Below are 20,376 nucleotides of genomic sequence, written 5' to 3'. Positions count from 1 at the left end.
ATGAACGCCAATGACCACCTCATCGCCGCCGCCACGGCCCCGGCCACCGATCCCCGCCACGACCCGAGCCGCGTGATCCGCGCCCCGCGCGGCGCCGAGAAAAGCTGCAAGAGCTGGCTCACCGAAGCGGCTTATCGCATGATCCAGAACAACCTCGACGCCGAGGTGGCCGAGCGCCCGCAAGACCTGGTGGTCTATGGCGGCATCGGCCGGGCGGCCCGCGACTGGGCCTGCTACGACGCCATCCTGGAGAGCCTGCGCCAGCTCAACGACGATGAAAGCCTGCTGATCCAGTCGGGCAAGCCCGTGGGCGTGTTCAAGACCCACGAGAACGCCCCCCGCGTGCTGCTGGCCAACTCCAACCTGGTGCCCAAGTGGGCCCACTGGGAGCACTTCAGCGAACTCGACCGCAAGGGCCTGTTCATGTACGGCCAGATGACCGCGGGCAGTTGGATCTACATCGGCACCCAGGGCATCGTGCAGGGCACTTACGAGACCTTTGCCGAGGCCGGTCGCCAACACCATGGCGGCAGCCTCAAGGGCCAGTGGATCGTCACCGCCGGCCTGGGCGGCATGGGGGGCGCCCAGCCCCTGGCCGCCACCTTTGCGGGTGCGGTGTCGCTGAACATCGAATGCCAGCAGGCCAGCATCGACTTCCGCCTGCGCACCCGATACCTTGACCAACAGGCGCGTGACCTGGACCACGCCCTGGCGCTGATCGCCCAGTACACGGCTGCGGGTGAGGCGGTGTCCATCGGCCTGCTGGGCAATGCGGCCGAGGTGCTGCCTGAGCTGGTGCGCCGGGCCCAGGCCGGTGGCCTCAAGCCCGGGCTGGTGACCGATCAGACCTCGGCCCACGATCTGGTCAATGGCTACCTGCCGGCCGGCTGGAGCGTGGCGCAATGGCGTGCCGCCCAGCAGGACCCGGCCCAGCATGCGACCCTGAAAAAGGCCGCGGCCCAATCGTGTGCCCGCCACGTGCAGGCCATGCTCGATTTCCAGGCCCTGGGTGTGCCGGTGGTCGACTACGGCAACAACATCCGCCAGGTGGCGTTCGATGAAGGGGTGAAGAACGCCTTCGATTTCCCCGGCTTTGTGCCGGCCTACATCCGCCCCCTGTTCTGCGAGGGCAAGGGCCCCTTCCGCTGGGTGGCCCTGTCGGGCGACCCGGAGGACATCTACAAGACCGACGCCAAGATCAAGGCGCTGTTCCCCGAGAACACCCATGTGCACCGCTGGCTCGACATGGCCCGCGAGCGCATCAGCTTCCAGGGCCTGCCGGCGCGCATCTGCTGGCTGGGGCTGGGCGAGCGCCACAAGGCGGCGCTGGCCTTCAACGAGATGGTGCGCACGGGCGAGCTCAAGGCGCCCATCGTGATCGGCCGCGACCACCTGGACACCGGTTCGGTGGCCAGCCCCAACCGCGAAACCGAGAGCATGAAGGACGGCACCGACGCCGTCAGCGATTGGCCCCTGCTGAATGCCCTGCTCAACACAGCCGGCGGCGCCACCTGGGTCAGCCTGCACCACGGCGGGGGGGTGGGCATGGGGTATTCGCAGCATTCGGGCGTGGTCATCGTGGCCGATGGCAGCGAGGCGGCCGACCAGCGCCTGGCCCGCGTGCTCTGGAACGACCCGGCCACCGGGGTGATGCGCCATGCCGACGCCGGCTACGAAAGTGCCCAGGCCTGCGCGCGCCGAAACGGCCTGAACCTGCCCATGCTCAGGGACTGAGGGCGGGAAGGCTGGAATCTCAAAAGCCGCCCCCCATTCCCAGCAGGTGGGAATGGGGTCTTGGCGGGTCTGCCCTGACGCCAGATACTGCAAGCCAAGCAACGCTTCAGCGCTCACCTCATTCCCATGACCGCCGGATCTGACACCCCCCCCGCCACCGACCGCACCCTGCAGGTGCTGTCGGTGCTGGCGCAGCACCGCGAACCACTGAGTGCGCTGGAGCTGAGTGCCGCCACAGGGCTGGCCAAGAGTACGTTGTACCGCCAGATTGCCACCTTGCGGCGCTGGGGTTTTGTCATGGAGGTCGATGGCCGCTACGGCCCGGGCCCCGCCAGTGTCGAGCTGGCCAGCGGCTTCGATGCCAACTCGCGCCTGGTGCAGTGCGCACGGGCCGACCTGCAGGCCCTGGCCCGCCTCAGCAGCGAGAGCGTGGCCCTGGTCGCGGTGCTCAACGAACGGGCGGTGTGCCTGGAGATGGTGGACAGCGTGCAGTCGCTGCGTTGCTCCTTCGACAAGGGGCGCAGTGTGCCCTTGCGTGACGGTGCCAGCGCCAAGTGCCTGCTGGCCCATCTGCCCGAGGCCCAACGCGATGCGGTCCTGGAGCGGCTGGCGCTCGATGCCACCGAGCGCGAAACCCGACGCCATGAGCTGGCAGCCATCCGTGAGCGTGGCCATGCCATCACGGCCGGCGAGGTGGATGCCGGTGTCTGGGGCGTCAGCGCGCCCCTGCTCGATGGCCAGCGCCAGTTGCAGGGTGCCATCACGCTGATGGCACCGACCTTGCGTATCGATGGCCGCGAGGCGGCCTTTGTGCACATGACCCTGGTCACCGCGGCACGCATTGCCCGCGCGCTGCAGGGCCCGTGACCCGACGCCTTGTTGTGATTCCTTTCCCCCCCCCGCTGTTTCCCTCCAACCTGACAGGACCTCCCCATGAACTTCCGTCGCCAACTCATCCTCGCCGCCCTGGCCTTCAGCAGCTTGGCTGGCCTGCACGGCGCTGCCAGCGCCCAGACCGATGTGCTGCACGTGGCCACCGATGCCACCTTCCCGCCCATGGAATACACCGACAACGGCAAGCGCACCGGCTTTGATGTCGAGTTGGTGGAGGCTGTGGGCGCCGCCATGGGCAAGAAAGTCGAATGGGTGGACATCGACTTCAAGGGCCTGATCCCGGGCCTGATTTCCAAGCGTTTCGACATGGCCGTGTCGGCCATCTACATCACTGACGAGCGCAAGAAGGTGGTCGACTTCACCGAGCCCTACTTTGCCGGTGGTCTGGTCACCATGGTCAAGGCCGGCAGTGCCATGAAGGCTCCGATCGACCTGAATGGCAAGAAGGTATCGGTGCAGGTGGGCACCAAGTCGGTGGCTTTTGTGAAGCAGGCCTTCCCCCAAGTGCAGCTGGTCGAGGTCGAGAAGAACCAGGAGATGTTCAACCTGGTGGACATCGGTCGCGCCGATGCGCTGGTGACCGGCAAGCCCGCCGCCTTCCAGTACATGCGCACCCGCCCGGGCCTGCAGGTGCTGGAGCCCCAGCTCACCACCGAGGAGTACGGCATGGCCTTGCGCAAGGACACGCCCGAGCTGACCCGCGCCGTCAATGCCGCGCTGGCCAAGCTCAAGGCCGACGGCAGCCATGCGCGCCTGGTGGCCAAGTGGTTCCCGGCTGGCAAATGACGGCTTGAGCGCCCCCTGACTGAAGGCACTCCACCCCATGGACTTCGATTTTTCACCCGTCTGGGCGGGCTGGCGCGATCTGCTCAACGGCGCCGCCGTCACGGTGCAGATCACCGCCTGTGCCCTGCTGCTGGGCTGTGTGCTCGGCCTGCTGGCCGGCATGGGCCGCCTGCGGCGCGGCAACCCGCTGGTCTACGGCCTTTGCACGGCGTATGTCGCGCTGATCCGCGGCACACCGCTGCTGGTGCAACTGTTCATCCTGTTCTTCGGCCTGCCGCATTTCGGGCTGCTGCTGCCGGCCTTTGTGTGCGGCGTGCTGGGCATGGGCATTTACTCGGGCGCTTATGTGTCGGAGATCGTGCGCGGGGCCATCCAGTCGGTGGACCGCGGACAGATGGAGGCCGCGCGCTCCATGGGCATGTCTTACGGGCAGGCCATGCGCAGCGTGATCCTGCCGCAGGCCGTGGTGCGCATGATCCCACCGCTGGGCAATGAGTTCATTGCCTTGATCAAGAACTCGGCCCTGGTGTCGCTGCTGACCATCCACGACGTGATGCACGAGGGCCAGAAGATCATCAGCGTGTCGTACCGCTCGCTTGAGGTGTACCTCGCGATCGCGGCGGTGTATTTCGTGCTCACGGGCCTGACCACCCTGGCCCTGCGGCACATCGAACAGCGCCTGCGCGCCGGAGGCATGGTGCAATGAGCCCGACCCTGAAACAGACGCCGCCCGCGGCGCAGGCGGCGCAAGCGGCCGGACCCATCGTGCGCATCCGTGGCCTGGGCAAGCGTTACGGCGATCATGTGGTGCTGAAAGGCATCGACTTCGAGGTTCAGCCCTCGCAGGTGGTGGTGGTGATCGGGCCCAGCGGCTCGGGCAAGAGCACCTTCTTGCGCTGCTGCAACGGGCTGGAGCAGCCCGAGCAGGGCAGTGTCGAGATCGTGGGCCACACCCTGGTGCGTGACGGCCAGATGCTGGGCGAGCGCGAGCTGAACGCCTTGCGCACCGAGGTGGGCATGGTGTTCCAGTCGTTCAACCTGTTCCCGCACCTGTCGGTGCTGGGCAACGTCACCCTGGGCCCGCGCATGCTGCGGGGCCTGAGTGCCGCCCAGGCCGAAGCCGAGGCGCGTGAGCTGTTGCAGAAGGTGGGCCTGTCGGCCAAGGCCGATGCCATGCCCGCCAGCCTGTCAGGCGGCCAGAAACAGCGCGTGGCCATTGCCCGGGCCCTGGCCATGCGACCCAAGGTGATGCTGTTCGACGAACCCACTTCGGCCCTCGACCCCGAGCTGGTGGGCGAGGTGCTGCAGGTCATGAAGCTGCTGGCCAGCGAGGGCATGACGATGATGGTGGTCACCCACGAGATGGGCTTTGCCCGCGAGGTGGCCGATGTGGTGGTGGTCATGGACGGCGGCGGCATCGTCGAGGCCGGCGACCCGGCCACCGTGTTCGGCGCCCCGCGCCAGGAGCGCACCCGGCAATTTCTGCAGGCCGTGCTGAGCCGTTCGTGAGCCTGGAGGCCAGATCCGAGATGCCAGACCTGCACTTCTTCGACCGCCGAGCCCTCGAGGCCATGCCCTGGAAGAACGGCGGCGGGTTGACCCGCGAGATCGTCTGCCAGCCCCCGGGCGCGGGCCTGGACGCTTTTGACTGGCGGGTGAGCATTGCCCACATCGCCAGCGATGGCCCGTTCTCCCGCTTCACCGGGGTGGACCGCGTGATCACGCTGCTCGAAGGCGCCGGCGTGCACCTGGCCTCTGGCGATGGCGCGGTGGCGCACCGCCTGTCCACACCGTGGCAGCCCTTTGCCTTTGCGGGCGAAGCGGCCATCGACAGCCGCCTGCTGGGCGGCCCTTGCGATGACTTCAACGTCATGACGCGGCGCGAGCGCTGCCGGGCCTCGGTCACGGTACTGCGTGGTGATGTGGGGCAGGCCCTGCCGTCGGCGCCAGCCGGCTTGTTGATGAGTCTGCAGGGGGCCTGGCAGCTGTGTGGCGCTGAAACCGTGGCGCTGGCGTCCGACCAGGGCCTGTGGTGGCAGGCCGGGGCAGGGCGCTTCGGCCCCTGGCGCCTGACGGCCGATGGGCCGCAGGCCGCACTGATCGCGGTGTTGATACAGGAGGTCTGAAGATGCTGGGTTCCACGCACGCCAGTGCCGAGGGTTTGTGGTTCAACCTGCGGGTCGCGCCCGGTGCGCTGACGGCCGATGGCCCGCCCGACAGTGACGCCTTGCTGGTGCAAGGGGGGCAGATCGCCTGGGTCGGGCGCCTGGCCGATGCCGTGCTGCCGCCCGGCATCCCCAGGCACGATGGCCGGGGCCATTGGCTCACGCCCGGCCTGATCGACTGCCACACCCACCTGGTGTATGGCGGGCAGCGTGCCCCTGAATTCGCCTTGCGGCTGGCCGGGGCCAGCTACGAAGAGGTGGCACGCGCGGGCGGGGGCATTGTCTCCAGCGTGCGGGCCACCCGCGAGGCCAGCGAAGACGAACTGCTGGCCAGCGCCAGCGTCCGACTGCAGAGCCTGCTCGCCGAGGGCGTCTGTGCCATCGAGATCAAGTCGGGCTATGGCCTGAGCCTGGCGCACGAGCGCAAGCAGTTGCGGGTGGCGCGGCGCCTGGGCGAGCTTCACGGCATCACGGTGCGCACCACCTTTTTGGGCGCCCATGCCCTGCCGCCCGAGTACGCGGGGCGCAGCGCCGATTACATCGATCTGGTTTGTCGCGAGATGCTGCCGGCGCTGGCAGCCGAGGGCCTGGTGGATGCGGTGGACGTGTTCTGCGAGCGCATCGCGTTCTCGCTGGCCGAGACCGAGCAGGTGTTTCAGGCTGCCCAAGCCCTGGGCCTGCCGGTGAAGCTGCACGCCGAGCAACTGTCCGACATGGGCGGCGCGGCGCTGGCGGCGCGCTACGGTGCGCTGTCGTGCGACCACATCGAGCACCTGTCGGCCGAGGGCATTGCGGCCATGCGCCGCGCGGGCACGGTGGCCGTGTTGCTGCCGGGGGCCTTCTACACCTTGCGCGATACCCAACGGCCGCCCATCCAGGCCTTGCGTGAGGCCGGTGTGCCCATGGCGGTGTCCACCGACCACAACCCGGGCACCTCGCCAGCCCTGAGCCTGCTGCTGATGGTCAACATGGCCTGCACCCTGTTCCGCCTGACCGTACCCGAGGCCCTGGCCGGGGTCACCCGCCACGCCGCCCAGGCACTTGGCCTGCAGGACACCCATGGTGTCCTCGGCCCGGGGCGGCCTGCCAACTGGGTGCTGTGGCCTGTGGGCGAGGTGGCCGAACTGGCCTACTGGCTGGGCCAGCGAGCCCAGCCCACGGTGGTGCGCCAGGGGCGCATCACCCAGACCTGTTCCGAAGCGGACGTGAGATCTTCGACATGAGCACCGACATGCGCACCAACACCTTGTTTGCACCCCACGCCCTGCTGCCTGATGGTTGGGCCCGCGACGTGCTGCTGCAGTGGGATGCGGCCGGCGTGCTGACGCACGTGCAGGCGGGGGTGCCGGTGGGCGCGCAGGCACCCGTTGGGGTGGCCCTGGCCACAGGCCCCGTGATCCCGGGCCTGCCCAATCTCCATTCACATGCCTTCCAGCGCGGCTTTGCCGGCCTCACCGAGCAGCGCAGCAGCCCGGGGCAGGGCGGCGAGGCCGACAGTTTCTGGAGCTGGCGCACCCTGATGTACCGCTTTGCCGGCAGCCTGACACCCGAGCGGCTGGAGGCCATCGCCACCTGGCTGTACCTGGAGATGCTGGAGGCCGGCTACACCTCGGTGTGCGAGTTCCACTACGTGCACCACCAGTCCGACGGCCAACCCTATGCCGACGATGCCACCTTGGCGCGTTGCCTGTTGCGGGCGGCGCAGCGCACCGGCATGGGCATGACGCTGTTGCCTGTGCTGTACCAGACCGGCGGTTTTGGCGGGCAGGCGCCGCACGGCGGGCAGCGGCGCTTTCTGCGCAGCACCGACAACCTGCTGAGCCTGCTGGACACGCTGCAGGGCGAAATCAACCAGGGCCTGCACGGCCACGGTACCCGGCTCGGCCTGGCGCCGCACTCGCTGCGTGCTGTGCCACCCGACAGCCTGCGCGAAGCTGTGGCGGGCCTGACGGCCCTCGACCCCGAGGCCCCCATCCACATCCACATCGCCGAGCAGACGCGCGAGGTGGACGATTGCCTGGCCTGGAGCGCGCGGCGTCCGGTCGAATGGCTGCTGGAGCATGCACCGGTGGACCGGCGCTGGTGCCTGGTGCACGCCACCCACATGACCGAGGCCGAATACCGCGCCGCGGCCGCCAGCGGCGCGGTGGCCGGCCTGTGCCCCAGTACCGAGGCCAACCTGGGCGACGGCCTGTTTGACCTGCCCCTGTGGCGCGATGCCGGCGGTGCCTGGGGCGTGGGGTCTGACAGCCATGCCTGCGTGAATGCGGCCGAAGAGCTGATGCTGCTGGAGTATGGCCAGCGCCTGCAGCGGCATGAGCGAAATGTGTTGGCCAGCGCCCGTCAGCCTGGCGTGGCCACGGCCATGACCTTGCAGGCCGTGGCGGGCGGTGCCCAGGCCTGCGCCCGCCCCGTGGCGGGCCTGGCACCAGGGCAGCGAGCCGACTGGGTGGCGCTGGACCCGCAGCACCTGGCCCTGGCCGGTCTGCCTGCGCCCGACATGCTCTCGGCCCATGTGTTCGGCAGCCACCGCAGCTCGGCCGTGGCCGAGGTGCGGGTGGGCGGCGTGCCCCGCGTGCAGGCCGGGCGCCACGCCTTGCACGATGAGGCGGCCCAGGCCTTTGTGCAGGCCCGCCGCGAACTGCTTGAAAGTACCTGACCTTCTCCTATCCGAGGCCCTCCCATGACCGCGACCACTTTCACCACCGATCAGGCTGCCTTCCGCCTGCACCAGGGACACCGTCCGCTGTTGATCTCCATGCCCCATGTGGGGACCTACGTGCCGCCCGCGCTGGCCCAGCGCCTGACGGCCGAAGCCCGGCAGGTGCCCGACACCGACTGGCACCTGGAGCAGCTCTATGGCTTTGCACGCGCTCTGGGCGCCTCGATCCTGGTGGCCACCCATTCGCGCTACGTGATCGACCTGAACCGCCCACCCGATGGCGCCAGCCTGTACCCGGGCCAGAGCGTGACCGGGCTGTGTCCCGTCGATACCTTTGACGACACCCCTTTGTACGCCGACGGTCGGGGCCCGGACGAGGACGAGATCGCACAGCGACGCGAAGCGGTGTGGGCGCCTTACCACGCCTGCTTGCAGGCCGAGTTGCAGCGTTTGCGGGCCCAGCATGGCGTGGCCATGTTGTGGGACGCGCACTCGATCCGTTCGGTGCTGCCACGCTTCTTCGACGGCAAGCTGCCCGACCTGAACCTCGGCACGGCGGATGGCGCCAGTTGCGACCCGGCCCTGGCGCAGCGCTTGCTGGAGATCGCTCAGGCCGCGCCGGCGCACACCGCGGTGCTCAACGGGCGCTTCAAGGGCGGGCACATCACCCGCCATTACGGCCAGCCGGCCCAGCGCATCCATGCGGTGCAACTGGAGATGACGCAGTGCAGCTACATGCAAGAGGCCTTGCCTTTTGACTACCTGCCCGGGGTGGCCGCCCGCATCCAACCCACCGTGCAGCAACTGATCGAGGCCATGCTGGCCTTTGCCGAGGGGCCTTGAACTGACCCTCAGGGGATCCCGGGTGCTTGATAGGTCTGTTCGAGCTGGGGCATGATCCACGCCGCTTGTACCCAATCAGGAGACCCCATGTTCGAAGGCATTTTGATCACCAAGGACGACGCCGGTTACCGCGCCCAGTTGCAGTCCATCGACGAGGCACAGTTGCCCGAGGGTGACGTGACGGTCCAGGTGGCCTGGTCCACACTCAATTACAAGGATGGCCTGGCCATCACCGGCCAGTCGCCCGTGGTGCGGCGCTTTCCCATGGTGCCGGGCATTGATTTCGCGGGCACCGTGACGGCCAGCAGCCATGCCCACTGGAAGGTGGGCGACCCGGTGCTGCTCAATGGCTGGGGCGTGGGCGAAACCCATTGGGGCGGCCTGGCCGGGGTGGCCCGGGTCAAGGGCGATTGGCTGGTGCGCCTGCCCGAGGCCTTCAGTGCCCGCCAGGCCATGGCGATCGGCACCGCGGGCTACACCGCCATGCTGTGCGTGATGGCTTTGGAGCGCCACGGCATTCAACCTGGTGACGGCGACATCCTGGTCACGGGGGCCAATGGTGGTGTGGGCAGCGTGGCCCTGGCCCTGCTGGCCAGGTTGGGCTACCGCGCCGTGGCCTCGACCGGTCGGCCGCAAGAGGCTGAACACCTGAAATCGATCGGCGCCGCCGAGGTGATTGACCGGGCCGAACTGGCCGCGCCCGGCAAAGCACTGGGCAAGGAGCGCTGGGCCGGGGTGGTGGATGCCGTGGGCAGCCACACCCTGGCCAATGCCTGCGCCTGCACCCGATATGGCGGCGCGGTGGCGGCCTGCGGACTGGCTGGGGGCATGGACTTTCCGGCCACGGTGGCGCCTTTCATCCTGCGCGGGGTGACGCTGTACGGCATTGACAGCGTGATGGCTCCGCTGCCGTTGCGCCAGCAGGCCTGGGCGCGCCTGGCCCGCGACCTGGACCCCACCTTGCTGGAGGCGTTCACCCGTGAAATCCCGCTGGCCCAGGCCCCCTCGGTGGCGGCCGATCTGTTGGCAGGCCAGGTGCGCGGCCGCGTGGTGGTGCGCGTGACGGCGTGAGGCCCGGCACCCTCTGACAGGCAACATTGGCCATGTCGGCTTGGGCGGATGGCGGGAACTGGCTGGCTTTTTCAGTTCTTTTCCGTTCGTCACTTCTTATCGGCTGTGTTACGAATTGTGTTGATATGAAACATAAATGAACTTAAGATGGCGGCATGTAAAAGGCACACCCGTCCGAAAGGCGGGGTCGCAAAGCCACCGGTCTAAGCCCTCAGGGGTATGACAGCGGGGTTGCCAAGCCCCTGTGGCTTCTTCTGCGAAGCCCACCTGGATCCCCAGGTCCCAGAAGCCGGCAACCCACCCGCCCGGTGTCCTGGCTTCCCTTCTTTTGATGGCTGTGCCTCCCGTCCAACTGACCGGAGAGTGCCATGGCCTCCTTGATTCAATTCCATTCCTTGCGTTCTGCGTCAGCCGCCTGCGGCCTGGCCTTGAGCGCGATGACCTTGCTGCTGGCGGCCTGCGGCGGCGGCGATGCCGGCACGGCTGCCAGCCCCTCGGTCAGCGCGACCACCACGTTGTCGGCCGAGGTGGACACCTTGCCGGAGTCGGCAGCCACGCAGACCGCCTTGCCCACGTTTCACCTGGCACCGGTGCAACTTCAGGCGCCTGACGACGTGGATGCCTCTGGCTCGGGCGCATCGGCCCAAATGGCTCCCCGCGTGCAACTGGTGCCTGCCGAATTGGCCGGCCTGAGCAGCCGTCGCCTGACGCCCGAAGCGATGATCCAGGCCAAGGCCCTGGGGGTTCCTGCCAATGTCCAGTCCGATGATTCGACCGCGAAGGCCGGGACCGCCGTGGTCACCTATTCACCGGCGCAGATCCGGGCCGCGTACGGCTTGCCGGCTACTCCGGCGGCGGGTGCCAGCCTGTCGGCTGCCCAAGCCGCTCAGTTGGGTGCCGGCCAGACGATCTACATCGTCGACGCCATGCACAACCCGAACGTGGCGGCCGAGTTGGCCGCCTTCAACAGCAAGTTCGGCCTGCCCACTTGTACCACCAAGGCCATTGCCACCACCGCCGCGCTGCCGCTGGCCGCCCCGTCGGCCTCGGCCTGCGAGCTGTCGGTGGTGTACAGCAACACCAGTGGCGCCATGACGGCAACGGCACCCGCGTACAACTCGGGCTGGTCGACCGAGATCTCGCTGGACGTTCAATGGGCCCACGCGATCGCGCCGCTGGCCCGCCTGGTGCTGATCGAAGCCCCGGACTCCGGCGTGAACAGCCTGCTGGCCGCCGTGGGCTTGGCCAACAAGATGGGCCCGGGCGTGGTGTCGATGAGTTTTGGCGCCAACGAAGGCAACTGGACCGCTTCGGCCGACAGCTATTTCGGCACCGCCAACATGACCTACCTGGCGGCCGCCGGTGACTCGGGTGCCGGCGTGAGCTGGCCGGCCGTGTCGCCCAAGGTGCTGGCCGTCGGCGGTACCTCCCTGACCTACAGCGGCACGGGCAGCCGCAGCGAAGTGGTGTGGACCGGCTCGGGTGGTGGCACCAGTGCCTACACCGCCACGCCCAGCTACCAGACCAGCGCGGTGCCCGGCATGGGCACGGTGGCGCGTCGCACCGTGTCAGATGTGGCCATGAATGCCAACCCCAACACCGGCCAGTACGTGGCGGTGATCCCTGCCGGCAGCACCACCGCCCAATGGGTCAGCGCGGGCGGCACCAGCATGTCCACCCCGCAATGGGCGGCCCTGTTGGCGGTGGCCAACGCGATGCGAGTCCAGTCGTCCAAGGCTTTGTTGGGTGCGCCGCACTCTGTTCTCTATGGCCAGATCTCGGTGAATGCCAGCAGCTATGCCGGTGCGTTTCTGGATGTGGTGTCGGGCAACAACGGCACCTGCGCCACCTGCAGCGCGCACACCGGTTTTGACACCCCCACCGGCCTGGGCACGCCCAACGGCAGCAACCTGCTGAGTGTGTTGAGCGGTGCCACCGTGACCAACCCGCCGGTGGTGGCTTCGGCCAGCATCACAGGCCAGGTGGGAACGGCCCTGTCGTTCACCGTGTCGGCCAGCGCTCCCAATGCCGTGACCTACAGCCTGACCGGCGCACCGAGCGGCATGGCGATCTCTACCGCGGGTGTGGTCAGCTGGGCCACCCCGGTGGCGGGTACCTACGCTGTGACGGTGGTGGCCAAGGACAGCAAGACCGGCCTCAGCGGCCAGGGTGTCTACACCGTGACCGTGACCGCGCCGGTGGCCCCCACCGTGACCGCCGCCACCGTCAATGGCACGCCAGGCACCGCCTTGTCATTCACCGTGAACGCCACCGGCGCCAATGCCCTGAGCTACAGCCTGAGCGGTGCCCCCACCGGCATGAGCGTCAACGCCAGCACCGGTGTGGTGAGCTGGGCCAGCCCGGTGCTCGGCAGCTACAGCGTGACCGCCATCGCCAAGGACAGCAAGACCGGCCTGACCGGGCAAGCCGTGTACACGGTCAAGATTGCAGCCGCCACCTCGACCAGCAGCGGTTTGTCGGTCAATGCACCCGCCATCACGGGTACGGCAGGCAAGGCCGTCAGCGGCACGATCACGATCACGGATTCGGGTGTGAGCTGGGTTTCGGTGTCGATCTCTGGCGCGCCGCTGGGCATGTCGTTCTCGATGACGGGCCTGACCGTGACGGCCAACTGGCCCAGCCCGACGGTTGGTAGCTACTCGCTGACCATCGTGGTCACGGACTCGGCGGGTCGCAAGGTTCAGGTTCAAATGCCGGTGACCATCAAGTAAGCAACTCGCTTTCGTCTCCATTGAGCGGCGCCAGGGAATGCCCTGGCGCCGTTTTTTTTGTGCTGGCAGACCGTCAAGGACAGTTCAAGGCCATGGCTTGTCCCTCCCAGGTGCTTTGGCGCACCGGGCCCTGGCCCGGGCAGCTGTAGCGCACGATCAGGAACTTGCGTTGGTTCGGCGCGGGGTCGCCGCACAAGCCGTTGTTCACCGCGAGCACCGGCATGGGCTGCTCGGCCAGCGTCCGGGCAATGCCGGCACGGGCATCACAGGCACGCTCGGCCGTGCCATAGCGGGCCTCGTGCAAGGTGATGGGGGCCGGGCTGGCGCCCAAGGAACCCGGCCAGCCTGGGGTCGCGCCCGGCTGCCAGGGGGCCTGGCGAGCGGCAGCCAGGCCATCGGCATAGCCCTGGTCGTAACCGCGGCGATAGGCGAAGTTTTGGCCCTCGCTCTGGGCCTGGGCCAGAGGGGCCAACAAAACAAGGCTCAGTCCGGTGATGAGCAGGGCCCCTGGCAAGGGGCGACTTGGGCGCAAAGGCATGGCGGGCTTTCAGGCCCGCGGGAAGGATGAGGGATCTGCGGGCTTGCACGCTCAATGAGTGGCGCAGGCGGGGCGTTGACACCCGATCTGTATCAACTTGTGCTGGTCTGTGAAGCGCGTCTCAAACGCCCAGGTACTGGTCCAGCAAGGCCGGGTTGGCCCGCAGTTCCTCGGAGCTGCCTTCGAAGGCCACCTGGCCTTTGACCAGGATCACGTTGCGGTTGCTGATCTGGGTGACGTGCTTCCAGTTCTTGTCGACGATCACGCTGCTGATGCCGCTTTCGCGAATCAGGCCGCAGATGCGCCAGATCTCGCGTGCGATCAGGGGCGCCAAGCCCTCGGTGGCCTCGTCGAGGATCAAGACATCGGGGTTGGTCATGAGCGCGCGGCCGATGGTCAGCATCTGCTGTTCGCCCCCAGACAGTTGCTGGCCACCGTGGTTCAGTCGCTCGGTCAGGCGTGGAAAGGTCTCCAGCACGCGCTCGTAGGTCCAGTCGCGCTGGCCCCGGGTGCCGGCGCGGGCGGCCATCTGCAGGTTCTCGCGCACGCTGAGGTTGCCGAAGATGCCGCGTCCTTCGGGCACGTAGGCGATGCCCAGGCGTGACACCTCGTAGGGCGAGCGCCCGGTCATGGCGCGGCCCGTGATGTTCACCTGGCCCGAGCGGGGCTTGACCAGGCCCATGATGCTTTTCAGCAGGGTGCTCTTGCCCATGCCGTTGCGTCCCATCAGCCCGATGGTTTCACCGCGCGCCACCGAGAAGCTGAGGTCACGCAGGATGTGGCTGGCACCGTAGAAGGTGTTGAGGCCCTGGGCCTGGATCAGCAGTTCGGGGGTGGGGCTCATTCGTCGGCTCCGAGGTAGGCGGACTGCACCAGCGGGTCGGCACGCACCTCGGCCGGACTGCCGCTGGCGATGCGCTGGCCGTTGACCATCACGGTCAGGCGATCGGCCAGCGTGAAGACGGCGTCCATGTCGTGCTCGACCAGCATCATGGCGTGGCCGGGCTTGAGCCGCAGCAGCAACTCGACCACCCGTTCGGCCTCGGCCACGCCCATGCCGGCCAGGGGTTCATCCAGCAACAGCACCTGCGGTTCGGTGGCCAGGGTCATGGCGATCTCAAGCTGGCGCTGTTCGCCATGACTGGCTGCGCCCGCGACGGCCTGGCGGCGGGCCTGCAGACCGGCCAACTCCAGGGCGCGCTCGGCGCGTTCGTTGATCGCACGGATGCTGTCGGCCCGCTGGAGCCAACGCCAGGCCTGCGGGCTGCGCGACTGGGCTGCCAACCGGATGTTGTCCCACACGCTCAAGGGGGCAAAGATGTTGGTCTTTTGGTAGCTGCGGCCCAGGCCCTGGCGCGAGATGCGTTCGGCCGACCAGCCGGTGACGTCTTGTCCGCCCAGGGTGATGCGGCCCTCACTGGGGGGCAGGTCGCCCGAAAGCAGGTTGGTCAGGGTCGATTTGCCGGCACCATTGGGGCCGATCACGGCATGGATGCAGTTGCGCCACAGATCGAGTTCGACCTGGTTGACGGCGGCCAGGCCACCGAAGCGGCGGGTCAGGCCGCGCGCACTCATCAGCACTTCGGGGGTCTGTGTGGCGTTCACGCTTGCTCTCCAGAGGGGGCTTTGCCTGCGCGCTGGGTGAGGCCCAGCAGTCCCCGGGGCGCAAACACGATCAGCGCGACGATGAACAGGCCCATCCACAGCTGCCAATGCTTGCCGGTGTCAAAGCCGCCGACGGCCGGCAGGTCCTTGAACAGGTCGAGCAGCAACTCGAAGGTGAAGGCCCCGACAATGGCCCCGGCAAAATTGCCCATGCCGCCCAGGATGACCATCATGATGGCGTGAGCGCTCATGTGAAAGCCCATCAGTTCGGGGTTCACGTAGCCACTCTGTGCACCCCACAGGTAGCCGGCCAGACCGGCCAATGCGCCGGCCAGGGTGAATGCCGCCAGCTTGTAGCCAAAGGTTCCGAAGCCCATGGCACGCATGCGGTGTTCATTGATGCGGATGCCCGCCAGAGCCCGGCCGAACGGGCTCCAGAGCAGGCGTCGAAGAAAGGCATAGACCGCCACCAGAAAGAACAGCGTGAAATAGTAGAAGCTCAGCTTGTTCTCGAGATCGAAGGGCAACCAGCCCGCCAGGCTCGCATCCGGCTTGAAGTTGATGTACAGGCCATCCGAGCCACCCAGGAGCTTGTTGTCGAAGAACAGATAGAACACCATCTGCGCAAAGGCCATGGTGACCATGATGAAGTAGATGCCCTGGGTGCGCACCACAAAGAAGCCGATCACCAGGGCCGCCAGCGCCGAGGCGGCCACCGCCACGGGCAGCGTCCACCACAGGCTGGCGGGTTCGCCTGCGGGCGTGATGAAGGCCAAGGCATAGCCGGCCAGCCCGAAATAGGCTGCATGCCCCAGGCTGACCAGGCCGGTCACGCCCTGCAGCAGGTCCAGGCTCATGGCGAAGATGGCCAGGATCATCATGCGTGCCACCATCTGCACGTAGAAATCGCTGCCCACGAAGGGGAAGCTCAGCAGGGCCAGCAGGCCCAGGGCCAGCGCGGCCTGCAGGCCACGGGGCAGGGTCTCGAGACGGGCGCGGGGGGCAGACATCAGTGGAACTCCGGGCGTAGGGGGGGCAGGGCAGGGGTGTGCGTGAACGCTGCGTCGGGGGTCATTGCTTGAACAGCCCCTCAGGCTTCCACAACAGCACGGCGGCCATCAGCATGTAGACCAACATGCCCGAGACCTGGGGCAGCAGCACCTTGCCAAAGGTGTCGACCAGGCCCACCAGCAATGCCGCGATCAAGGCACCGCGCACCGAGCCGATGCCGCCGATGACGACCACCACAAAGCACATGATCAGGACCTGTGAACCCATGTTGGGGTAGACGCTCGCAATGGGGGCCGCCACCATGCCGGCCACGGCGGCCAGGCCCACGCCGAGGGCAAACACGATGGCATGGATCAGCCGGATGTTGATGCCCAGCGATTCGGCCATGTCGCGGTTGAAGGCGCCGGCCCGGATCTTCATGCCCAGCCGGGTGCGCGAGATCAGCAGGTACAGGCCGAGGGCCAGCAGCAGGCAAACCACCGACATGAACAGGCGGTAGGCCGGGTAGGAGAGGGTGTCGGTCAGTGGCAGCGACCAGTCCAGCGCCTTGGGGATGTCCACGCCGTGAACGTCGTCGCCCCACAGCAGCGAACGCAGCTCTTCGAACACGTAGATCAGGCCGAAGGTCAGCAGCACCTGATCCAGGTGGTCGCGCTGGTAGAAATGGCGGAACAGCAGCCATTCAAGCGCCAGGCCCAAAGCCACCGACAGCAGGGCCCCGAGCACGATGGCCAGCGGCAGGCTGCCCACCTGCGCGCTGAGCCACCAGGCCAGATAGGCCCCGAGCATGTAGAAGCTGCCATGGGCGAGATTGACCACGCCCATGATGCCGAAGATCAGCGTCAGGCCGGCCGCCAGCATGAACAGCAGCAGGCCGTACTGCACGCTGTTGAGCAACTGGATCAGAAGGTTGGCAAGGTCCATGGCGGGGCGGGGTTTGAAGTGGGTGGGCCGTCGGATCGGATCAGGTGTGGCGACGCGACATCAGCAGCAAGCCACCCATGAGGGTGAACAGTCCGCCCGAGATGCGGTTGAACCACTGCATGCGGCTGCTGGAGCGCAAGGCCGGGGCCAGCCGCGCCACGCCCAGGGCGCACGCCGAGAGCACGGTGAATTCAAAGCTCACGAAGGTGCCGGCCAGCAGGCTGAACTGCGGCAGAAACGTGGCGGTCGGGTTGATGAACTGCGGAAAGAAGGCCGTGAAGAACAGGATGGCCTTGGGGTTGCTACCCCCCACCATCAGGCCCTGCAGGTACAGGCGTGCATAGGACTGGGGCTGACGCTGGCACGGCGAGTCGGCGGCCTGGGGTGAAAAGACCGTTGCCCGACTGCGGAAGGTTTTGATGCCGAGCCAGATCAGGTATGCGGCACCCACGCTTTTGAGAACCAGGAAGGCGGTTTCTGACGCTGCCAGCAGGGCGCCCAGGCCCAGGGCTGAAAGCAACATCACCCCCAGCACGGCGGTCACACTGCCCGCCACCGAGGCCAGGGCGCGGCGTGGGCCGTACTGCAGCGAGTTGGTCATGCACATGAGCATCGTGGGGCCGGGCGACAGCACGAGCAGGGCCACGGCGGCGAGGTAAAGCAAAAAGGTACTGAGGGTCATGGCGATGAGGGGGCAGGTGAGGCAAGCACGGGTCGTGGCCACGGGATCCAGGCGCACGAACAACAGGCCGGCGCTCCAATCGAAGCGCTGGTCACATCATTCTTGCAAATGCCGGGCCCCTGTGGGCAGGCCGCCCCCGTTCGATCAACCCAGCCGGCAACCCGCGCCGCTGTCGGCCAGGGCCTTGGCGGCCACGCCGAGCACCTTGTTCTCGCCTTTTTCAACCACCCGCAGGTAGATGTCCTGTACCGGGTTGTGGGCCCGGCTCATGGTCCACTTGCCACGCGGGCTGTCGATCACAGCCGACTCGAGCGCCTTGTACAGCGCTGGCTTGCTGCCGCTGAGGTCCCCTTTGACGGCATTGGCGCCTTGCACCAGCAACAAGCCCGTGTCGTAGCCCTGCACGGCATACACATCCGGTTGCATCTTGAAGGTCTTGGCATAGTCGAGGCGGAACTGCTTGTTGCGCGGCGTGTCCAGCGAATCACTGTAGTGCATGGTGGTGATCACGCCGTCGGCGGCCGGGCCGGCGGCCTCGATCACGCCTTCGGTCAGAAAGCCCGATCCATAGAGCGGGATCTTTCCCTTCAGACCGGCTGCCGCATAGTCACGCATGAACTTGGCGGCCCCACCTCCGGCAAAGAAGCAGGCCACCGCATCGGGCTTCAGTGCAGCGATTTCGGTCAACAGGGCCTGGAACTCGACGTTCGGGAACGGCAGGCCCAATTCTTTGACGATGGTGCCACCGGCCTTGGTGTAGCTCTCCTTGAAGCCCTCGTAGGCCTCGTCGCCAGCGGCGTACTTCCAGGTGATCCAGACGGCCTTCTTGTGGCCACGGGCCACCATGGCCGCGCCCAGCGCCTGGGTGGGTTGGGCATTGGTGAAGCTGGTGCGGAACACGTTCGGGGCGCACAGGGCCCGGGTCGCTGCATGCACGCCGGCGTTGGGGATCAGGCTCAACACCCCGCTGTCGCGTGCCACCTTCTGGATGCCCATCTGCACGCCCGAGTGCACGGTGCCAATCAGCACATCCACCTTGTCTCGCTGGACCAGCTTGTTGGCGTTTTCGATGCCCTTGGCGGGCTCTGATTCGTCGTCGACCTTGAAGTATTCGATCTCGCGCCCGCCGAGCTTGCCGCCTTGCTCATTGATGGCCATGCGCACCCCGTTCTCAATGGCCACGCCCAGTTGGGCGTAGGTGCCGGTGTAGGGCAGCATGAAACCCACACGCAGCTTGCCGGTTTGGGCTCGGGCCAGTTCGGGCAGCCACAGGCCGCTGGACGCTGCACCCACCAGGGCTGCGCTGCGGCTGAGGATCAGTCGGCGTGAGGTCATGTGTGTCTCCAGTTGTCGATTTTCAAAACATCGGGTGCGTTGTCAGTGCAAGGCCTTGACCGAAGGCGACACCCCGCTGAACGGCAAGCTTTGGTGCCAGCGGGTGGCTCGCTTGGCGCGACTTCGATGAAGGCGCTCCGCATCGTGGCTGGGTGATCATCTGCTTGGTATGCAATAAAGTGCCTGCACGTCTTGTGCACGCAGTATATTGCCGGCATTCGAATTCAAGCCATTTTTTTCTGCCCGTGAAAACCCTGCCCGGCTTCGGCCAGTTGAGGGTCTGTTTGAGGGGGAAGCGCTTTGCTGCGATCAGGCAATGTCATCCGATGGCAGGCTGTCGCGTTGTAGGGTGGTCTTTACAGGAGATCACTCATGCAAGTCCCTCTGAGCAAGCCCCAGCGCCCAACCCTGGGCATCTGGCCGTTTGACGAACGCGACCGCAAGCGTCAACCCGCATGATCAGATGCAGGCGTGCTGAGGCCGCCGCCCCTGCGCTGGCCAGCGGGGCCTCGGTGGCGCGCCAAAAAGAAACCCGGCCAGAGGGCCGGGTGCAACCCCTTGCGGGGCCTGCGCAGGGAGTCGGACGCAGGGTTCGGGTTGGCGGGGTGTGACAGCGATGTTTGAGCTTAGACGCTGGGCCCGCTTTTTTCCAGCAGAGCTTGGACTGCGCAGTGCCCTGACCCAGGCGGCAATGCCCGAAGCGCATGCCGGCGATGAGACCCATGAGCGTCACGGCGGTGGGGCGACGCAAATGTGTCAATGCGTAAATCCAAACTGAGCGCAGCAGGCCATCGCCGCGCGGGCCCCGCCCGTCGTGATAAAACCGGCGGAGTGACGGGATGCTGCTGCAACGGATATTTGCAAAGCGCTTATTCAATGGTTTTCGAGGTAACAACGAGAAACATTTGAACCTTATTTTTCACGACTCTGCCCTTAGTATCGCGCCCTGTTCATGGTGTGTCTGGCTGATTCACAAATGCCGCGTGATCTGCTTCCAGACCTGCCAGCTCTCTCGAATGCCTTGCTGGCCAGGGAGTGATTTTTCAGGGAATACGCGTGTGAAACTCGAAACCTTCGTGCCCATCGCCATGGGCTTGCTTCAGGAGCCAGGACTGCGTTTTGAGGTCTTCCTCAACAGCCGGATCCGCATTCATCGCCCTGAGGCCCCACGCACCATGGTGATGCACCTCATGATTTATGTGGTTCAGACCCTTGAGCGGGCTGATTCCGATCTGATTCAATTGGCGGCGCGTAATTTTGGTGCGATATACCGTGAAGCCTTGAAGCAGTGGGCGGTTGATCCGGAGGCGCAAGAGCCTTTTCGGTACCTGATAGATACTGAGATATTTACACTTTGATGGTGTCTTGTCAGAGTTCAAACCATTCGATGGCCC

The 20,376-nt window shown here is 66.7% G+C and carries 19 protein-coding genes and 1 riboswitch; of the genes, 12 read left to right on the top strand and 7 right to left on the bottom strand.

From position 1 onward, the window contains the following. The 11 genes from hutU (at nt 1) to AC07VS_RS11075 (ending at nt 12,887) form a co-directional block, all read left to right on the top strand. On the top strand, nt 1–1,734 hold the full coding sequence (hutU, locus tag AC07VS_RS11125) for a urocanate hydratase (RefSeq protein WP_494655559.1): 1,734 nt from the start codon (nt 1–3) through the stop codon (nt 1,732–1,734). Between the two features lie 126 nt (nt 1,735–1,860). Next, nucleotides 1,861–2,601, top strand: coding sequence for an IclR family transcriptional regulator (locus tag AC07VS_RS11120; protein ID WP_494655560.1), 741 nt, complete (start codon nt 1,861–1,863; stop codon nt 2,599–2,601). Nucleotides 2,602–2,667: 66 nt separating this feature from the next. Next, nucleotides 2,668–3,414 (top strand): transporter substrate-binding domain-containing protein, encoded by a 747-nt coding sequence (locus AC07VS_RS11115; RefSeq protein WP_492345187.1) that lies wholly within the window; start codon nt 2,668–2,670, stop codon nt 3,412–3,414. A gap of 37 nt (nt 3,415–3,451) precedes the next feature. After that, the gene (locus AC07VS_RS11110; RefSeq protein ID WP_492345188.1) at nt 3,452–4,120 is read left to right on the top strand and encodes an amino acid ABC transporter permease; all 669 of its coding nucleotides are present in this window, start codon (nt 3,452–3,454) and stop codon (nt 4,118–4,120) included. Continuing rightward, nucleotides 4,117–4,923, top strand: coding sequence for an amino acid ABC transporter ATP-binding protein (locus tag AC07VS_RS11105; RefSeq protein WP_494655561.1), 807 nt, complete (start codon nt 4,117–4,119; stop codon nt 4,921–4,923). Before AC07VS_RS11110 ends, AC07VS_RS11105 begins: the two co-directional genes overlap by 4 nt. A gap of 20 nt (nt 4,924–4,943) precedes the next feature. Next, nucleotides 4,944–5,540, top strand: coding sequence for a HutD/Ves family protein (locus AC07VS_RS11100; RefSeq protein ID WP_494750968.1), 597 nt, complete (start codon nt 4,944–4,946; stop codon nt 5,538–5,540). Between the two features lie 2 nt (nt 5,541–5,542). Further along, a complete protein-coding gene (hutI, locus tag AC07VS_RS11095) occupies nt 5,543–6,802 on the top strand; it encodes an imidazolonepropionase (protein ID WP_494750967.1) in 1,260 nt (419 codons plus the stop codon). An 8-nt stretch (nt 6,803–6,810) separates the two neighbouring features. Beyond that, nucleotides 6,811–8,238, top strand: coding sequence for a formimidoylglutamate deiminase (locus AC07VS_RS11090; protein ID WP_494751089.1), 1,428 nt, complete (start codon nt 6,811–6,813; stop codon nt 8,236–8,238). A 24-nt stretch (nt 8,239–8,262) separates the two neighbouring features. Continuing rightward, nucleotides 8,263–9,084, top strand: coding sequence for an N-formylglutamate deformylase (gene hutG / locus AC07VS_RS11085; protein ID WP_494655563.1), 822 nt, complete (start codon nt 8,263–8,265; stop codon nt 9,082–9,084). Between the two features lie 87 nt (nt 9,085–9,171). Continuing rightward, entirely contained in the window at nt 9,172–10,155 is a 984-nt protein-coding gene (gene acuI, locus AC07VS_RS11080; RefSeq protein WP_492345193.1) for an acrylyl-CoA reductase (NADPH), read from the top strand. Between the two features lie 153 nt (nt 10,156–10,308). Next, nucleotides 10,309–10,394, top strand: a riboswitch (cyclic di-GMP riboswitch). A 129-nt stretch (nt 10,395–10,523) separates the two neighbouring features. Next, on the top strand, nt 10,524–12,887 hold the full coding sequence (locus AC07VS_RS11075) for a putative Ig domain-containing protein (protein ID WP_494750966.1): 2,364 nt from the start codon (nt 10,524–10,526) through the stop codon (nt 12,885–12,887). Nucleotides 12,888–12,960: 73 nt separating this feature from the next. On the opposite strand, the gene AC07VS_RS11070 is transcribed toward AC07VS_RS11075, so the two are convergent. From AC07VS_RS11070 to AC07VS_RS11040, 7 genes are all read right to left on the bottom strand, one after another. Further along, a complete protein-coding gene (locus AC07VS_RS11070) occupies nt 12,961–13,425 on the bottom strand; it encodes a hypothetical protein (RefSeq protein ID WP_492345195.1) in 465 nt (154 codons plus the stop codon). A 121-nt stretch (nt 13,426–13,546) separates the two neighbouring features. Beyond that, a complete protein-coding gene (locus AC07VS_RS11065) occupies nt 13,547–14,269 on the bottom strand; it encodes an ABC transporter ATP-binding protein (protein ID WP_492345196.1) in 723 nt (240 codons plus the stop codon). Beyond that, nucleotides 14,266–15,000, bottom strand: coding sequence for an ABC transporter ATP-binding protein (locus AC07VS_RS11060; RefSeq protein WP_492345590.1), 735 nt, complete (start codon nt 14,998–15,000; stop codon nt 14,266–14,268). The genes AC07VS_RS11065 and AC07VS_RS11060 overlap by 4 nt, the downstream gene beginning before the upstream one ends. A gap of 26 nt (nt 15,001–15,026) precedes the next feature. Then, the gene (locus AC07VS_RS11055; protein WP_492345197.1) at nt 15,027–16,040 is read right to left on the bottom strand and encodes a branched-chain amino acid ABC transporter permease; all 1,014 of its coding nucleotides are present in this window, start codon (nt 16,038–16,040) and stop codon (nt 15,027–15,029) included. A 61-nt stretch (nt 16,041–16,101) separates the two neighbouring features. After that, nucleotides 16,102–16,965, bottom strand: a complete 864-nt coding sequence (locus AC07VS_RS11050; RefSeq protein ID WP_492345198.1) for a branched-chain amino acid ABC transporter permease — start codon at nt 16,963–16,965, stop codon at nt 16,102–16,104. Between the two features lie 40 nt (nt 16,966–17,005). After that, nucleotides 17,006–17,647: a LysE family translocator gene (locus AC07VS_RS11045; RefSeq protein WP_494750965.1), complete on the bottom strand. Its 642-nt coding sequence runs from the start codon at nt 17,645–17,647 to the stop codon at nt 17,006–17,008. Nucleotides 17,648–17,791: 144 nt separating this feature from the next. Beyond that, complete coding sequence (locus AC07VS_RS11040; RefSeq protein WP_019575328.1) at nt 17,792–18,982, bottom strand: ABC transporter substrate-binding protein; 1,191 nt, start codon at nt 18,980–18,982, stop codon at nt 17,792–17,794. An 839-nt stretch (nt 18,983–19,821) separates the two neighbouring features. On the opposite strand from AC07VS_RS11040, the gene AC07VS_RS11035 reads away from it, so the two are divergent. Beyond that, on the top strand, nt 19,822–20,340 hold the full coding sequence (locus AC07VS_RS11035) for a hypothetical protein (protein WP_494750964.1): 519 nt from the start codon (nt 19,822–19,824) through the stop codon (nt 20,338–20,340). Nucleotides 20,341–20,376 lie beyond the last annotated feature (36 nt).

The sequence above is a fragment of the Curvibacter sp. GW821-FHT01G03 genome (assembly GCF_059422285.1).
Note: the sequence above shows the minus strand (reverse complement) of the source record. Positions and strands in the feature narration are given on the sequence as shown.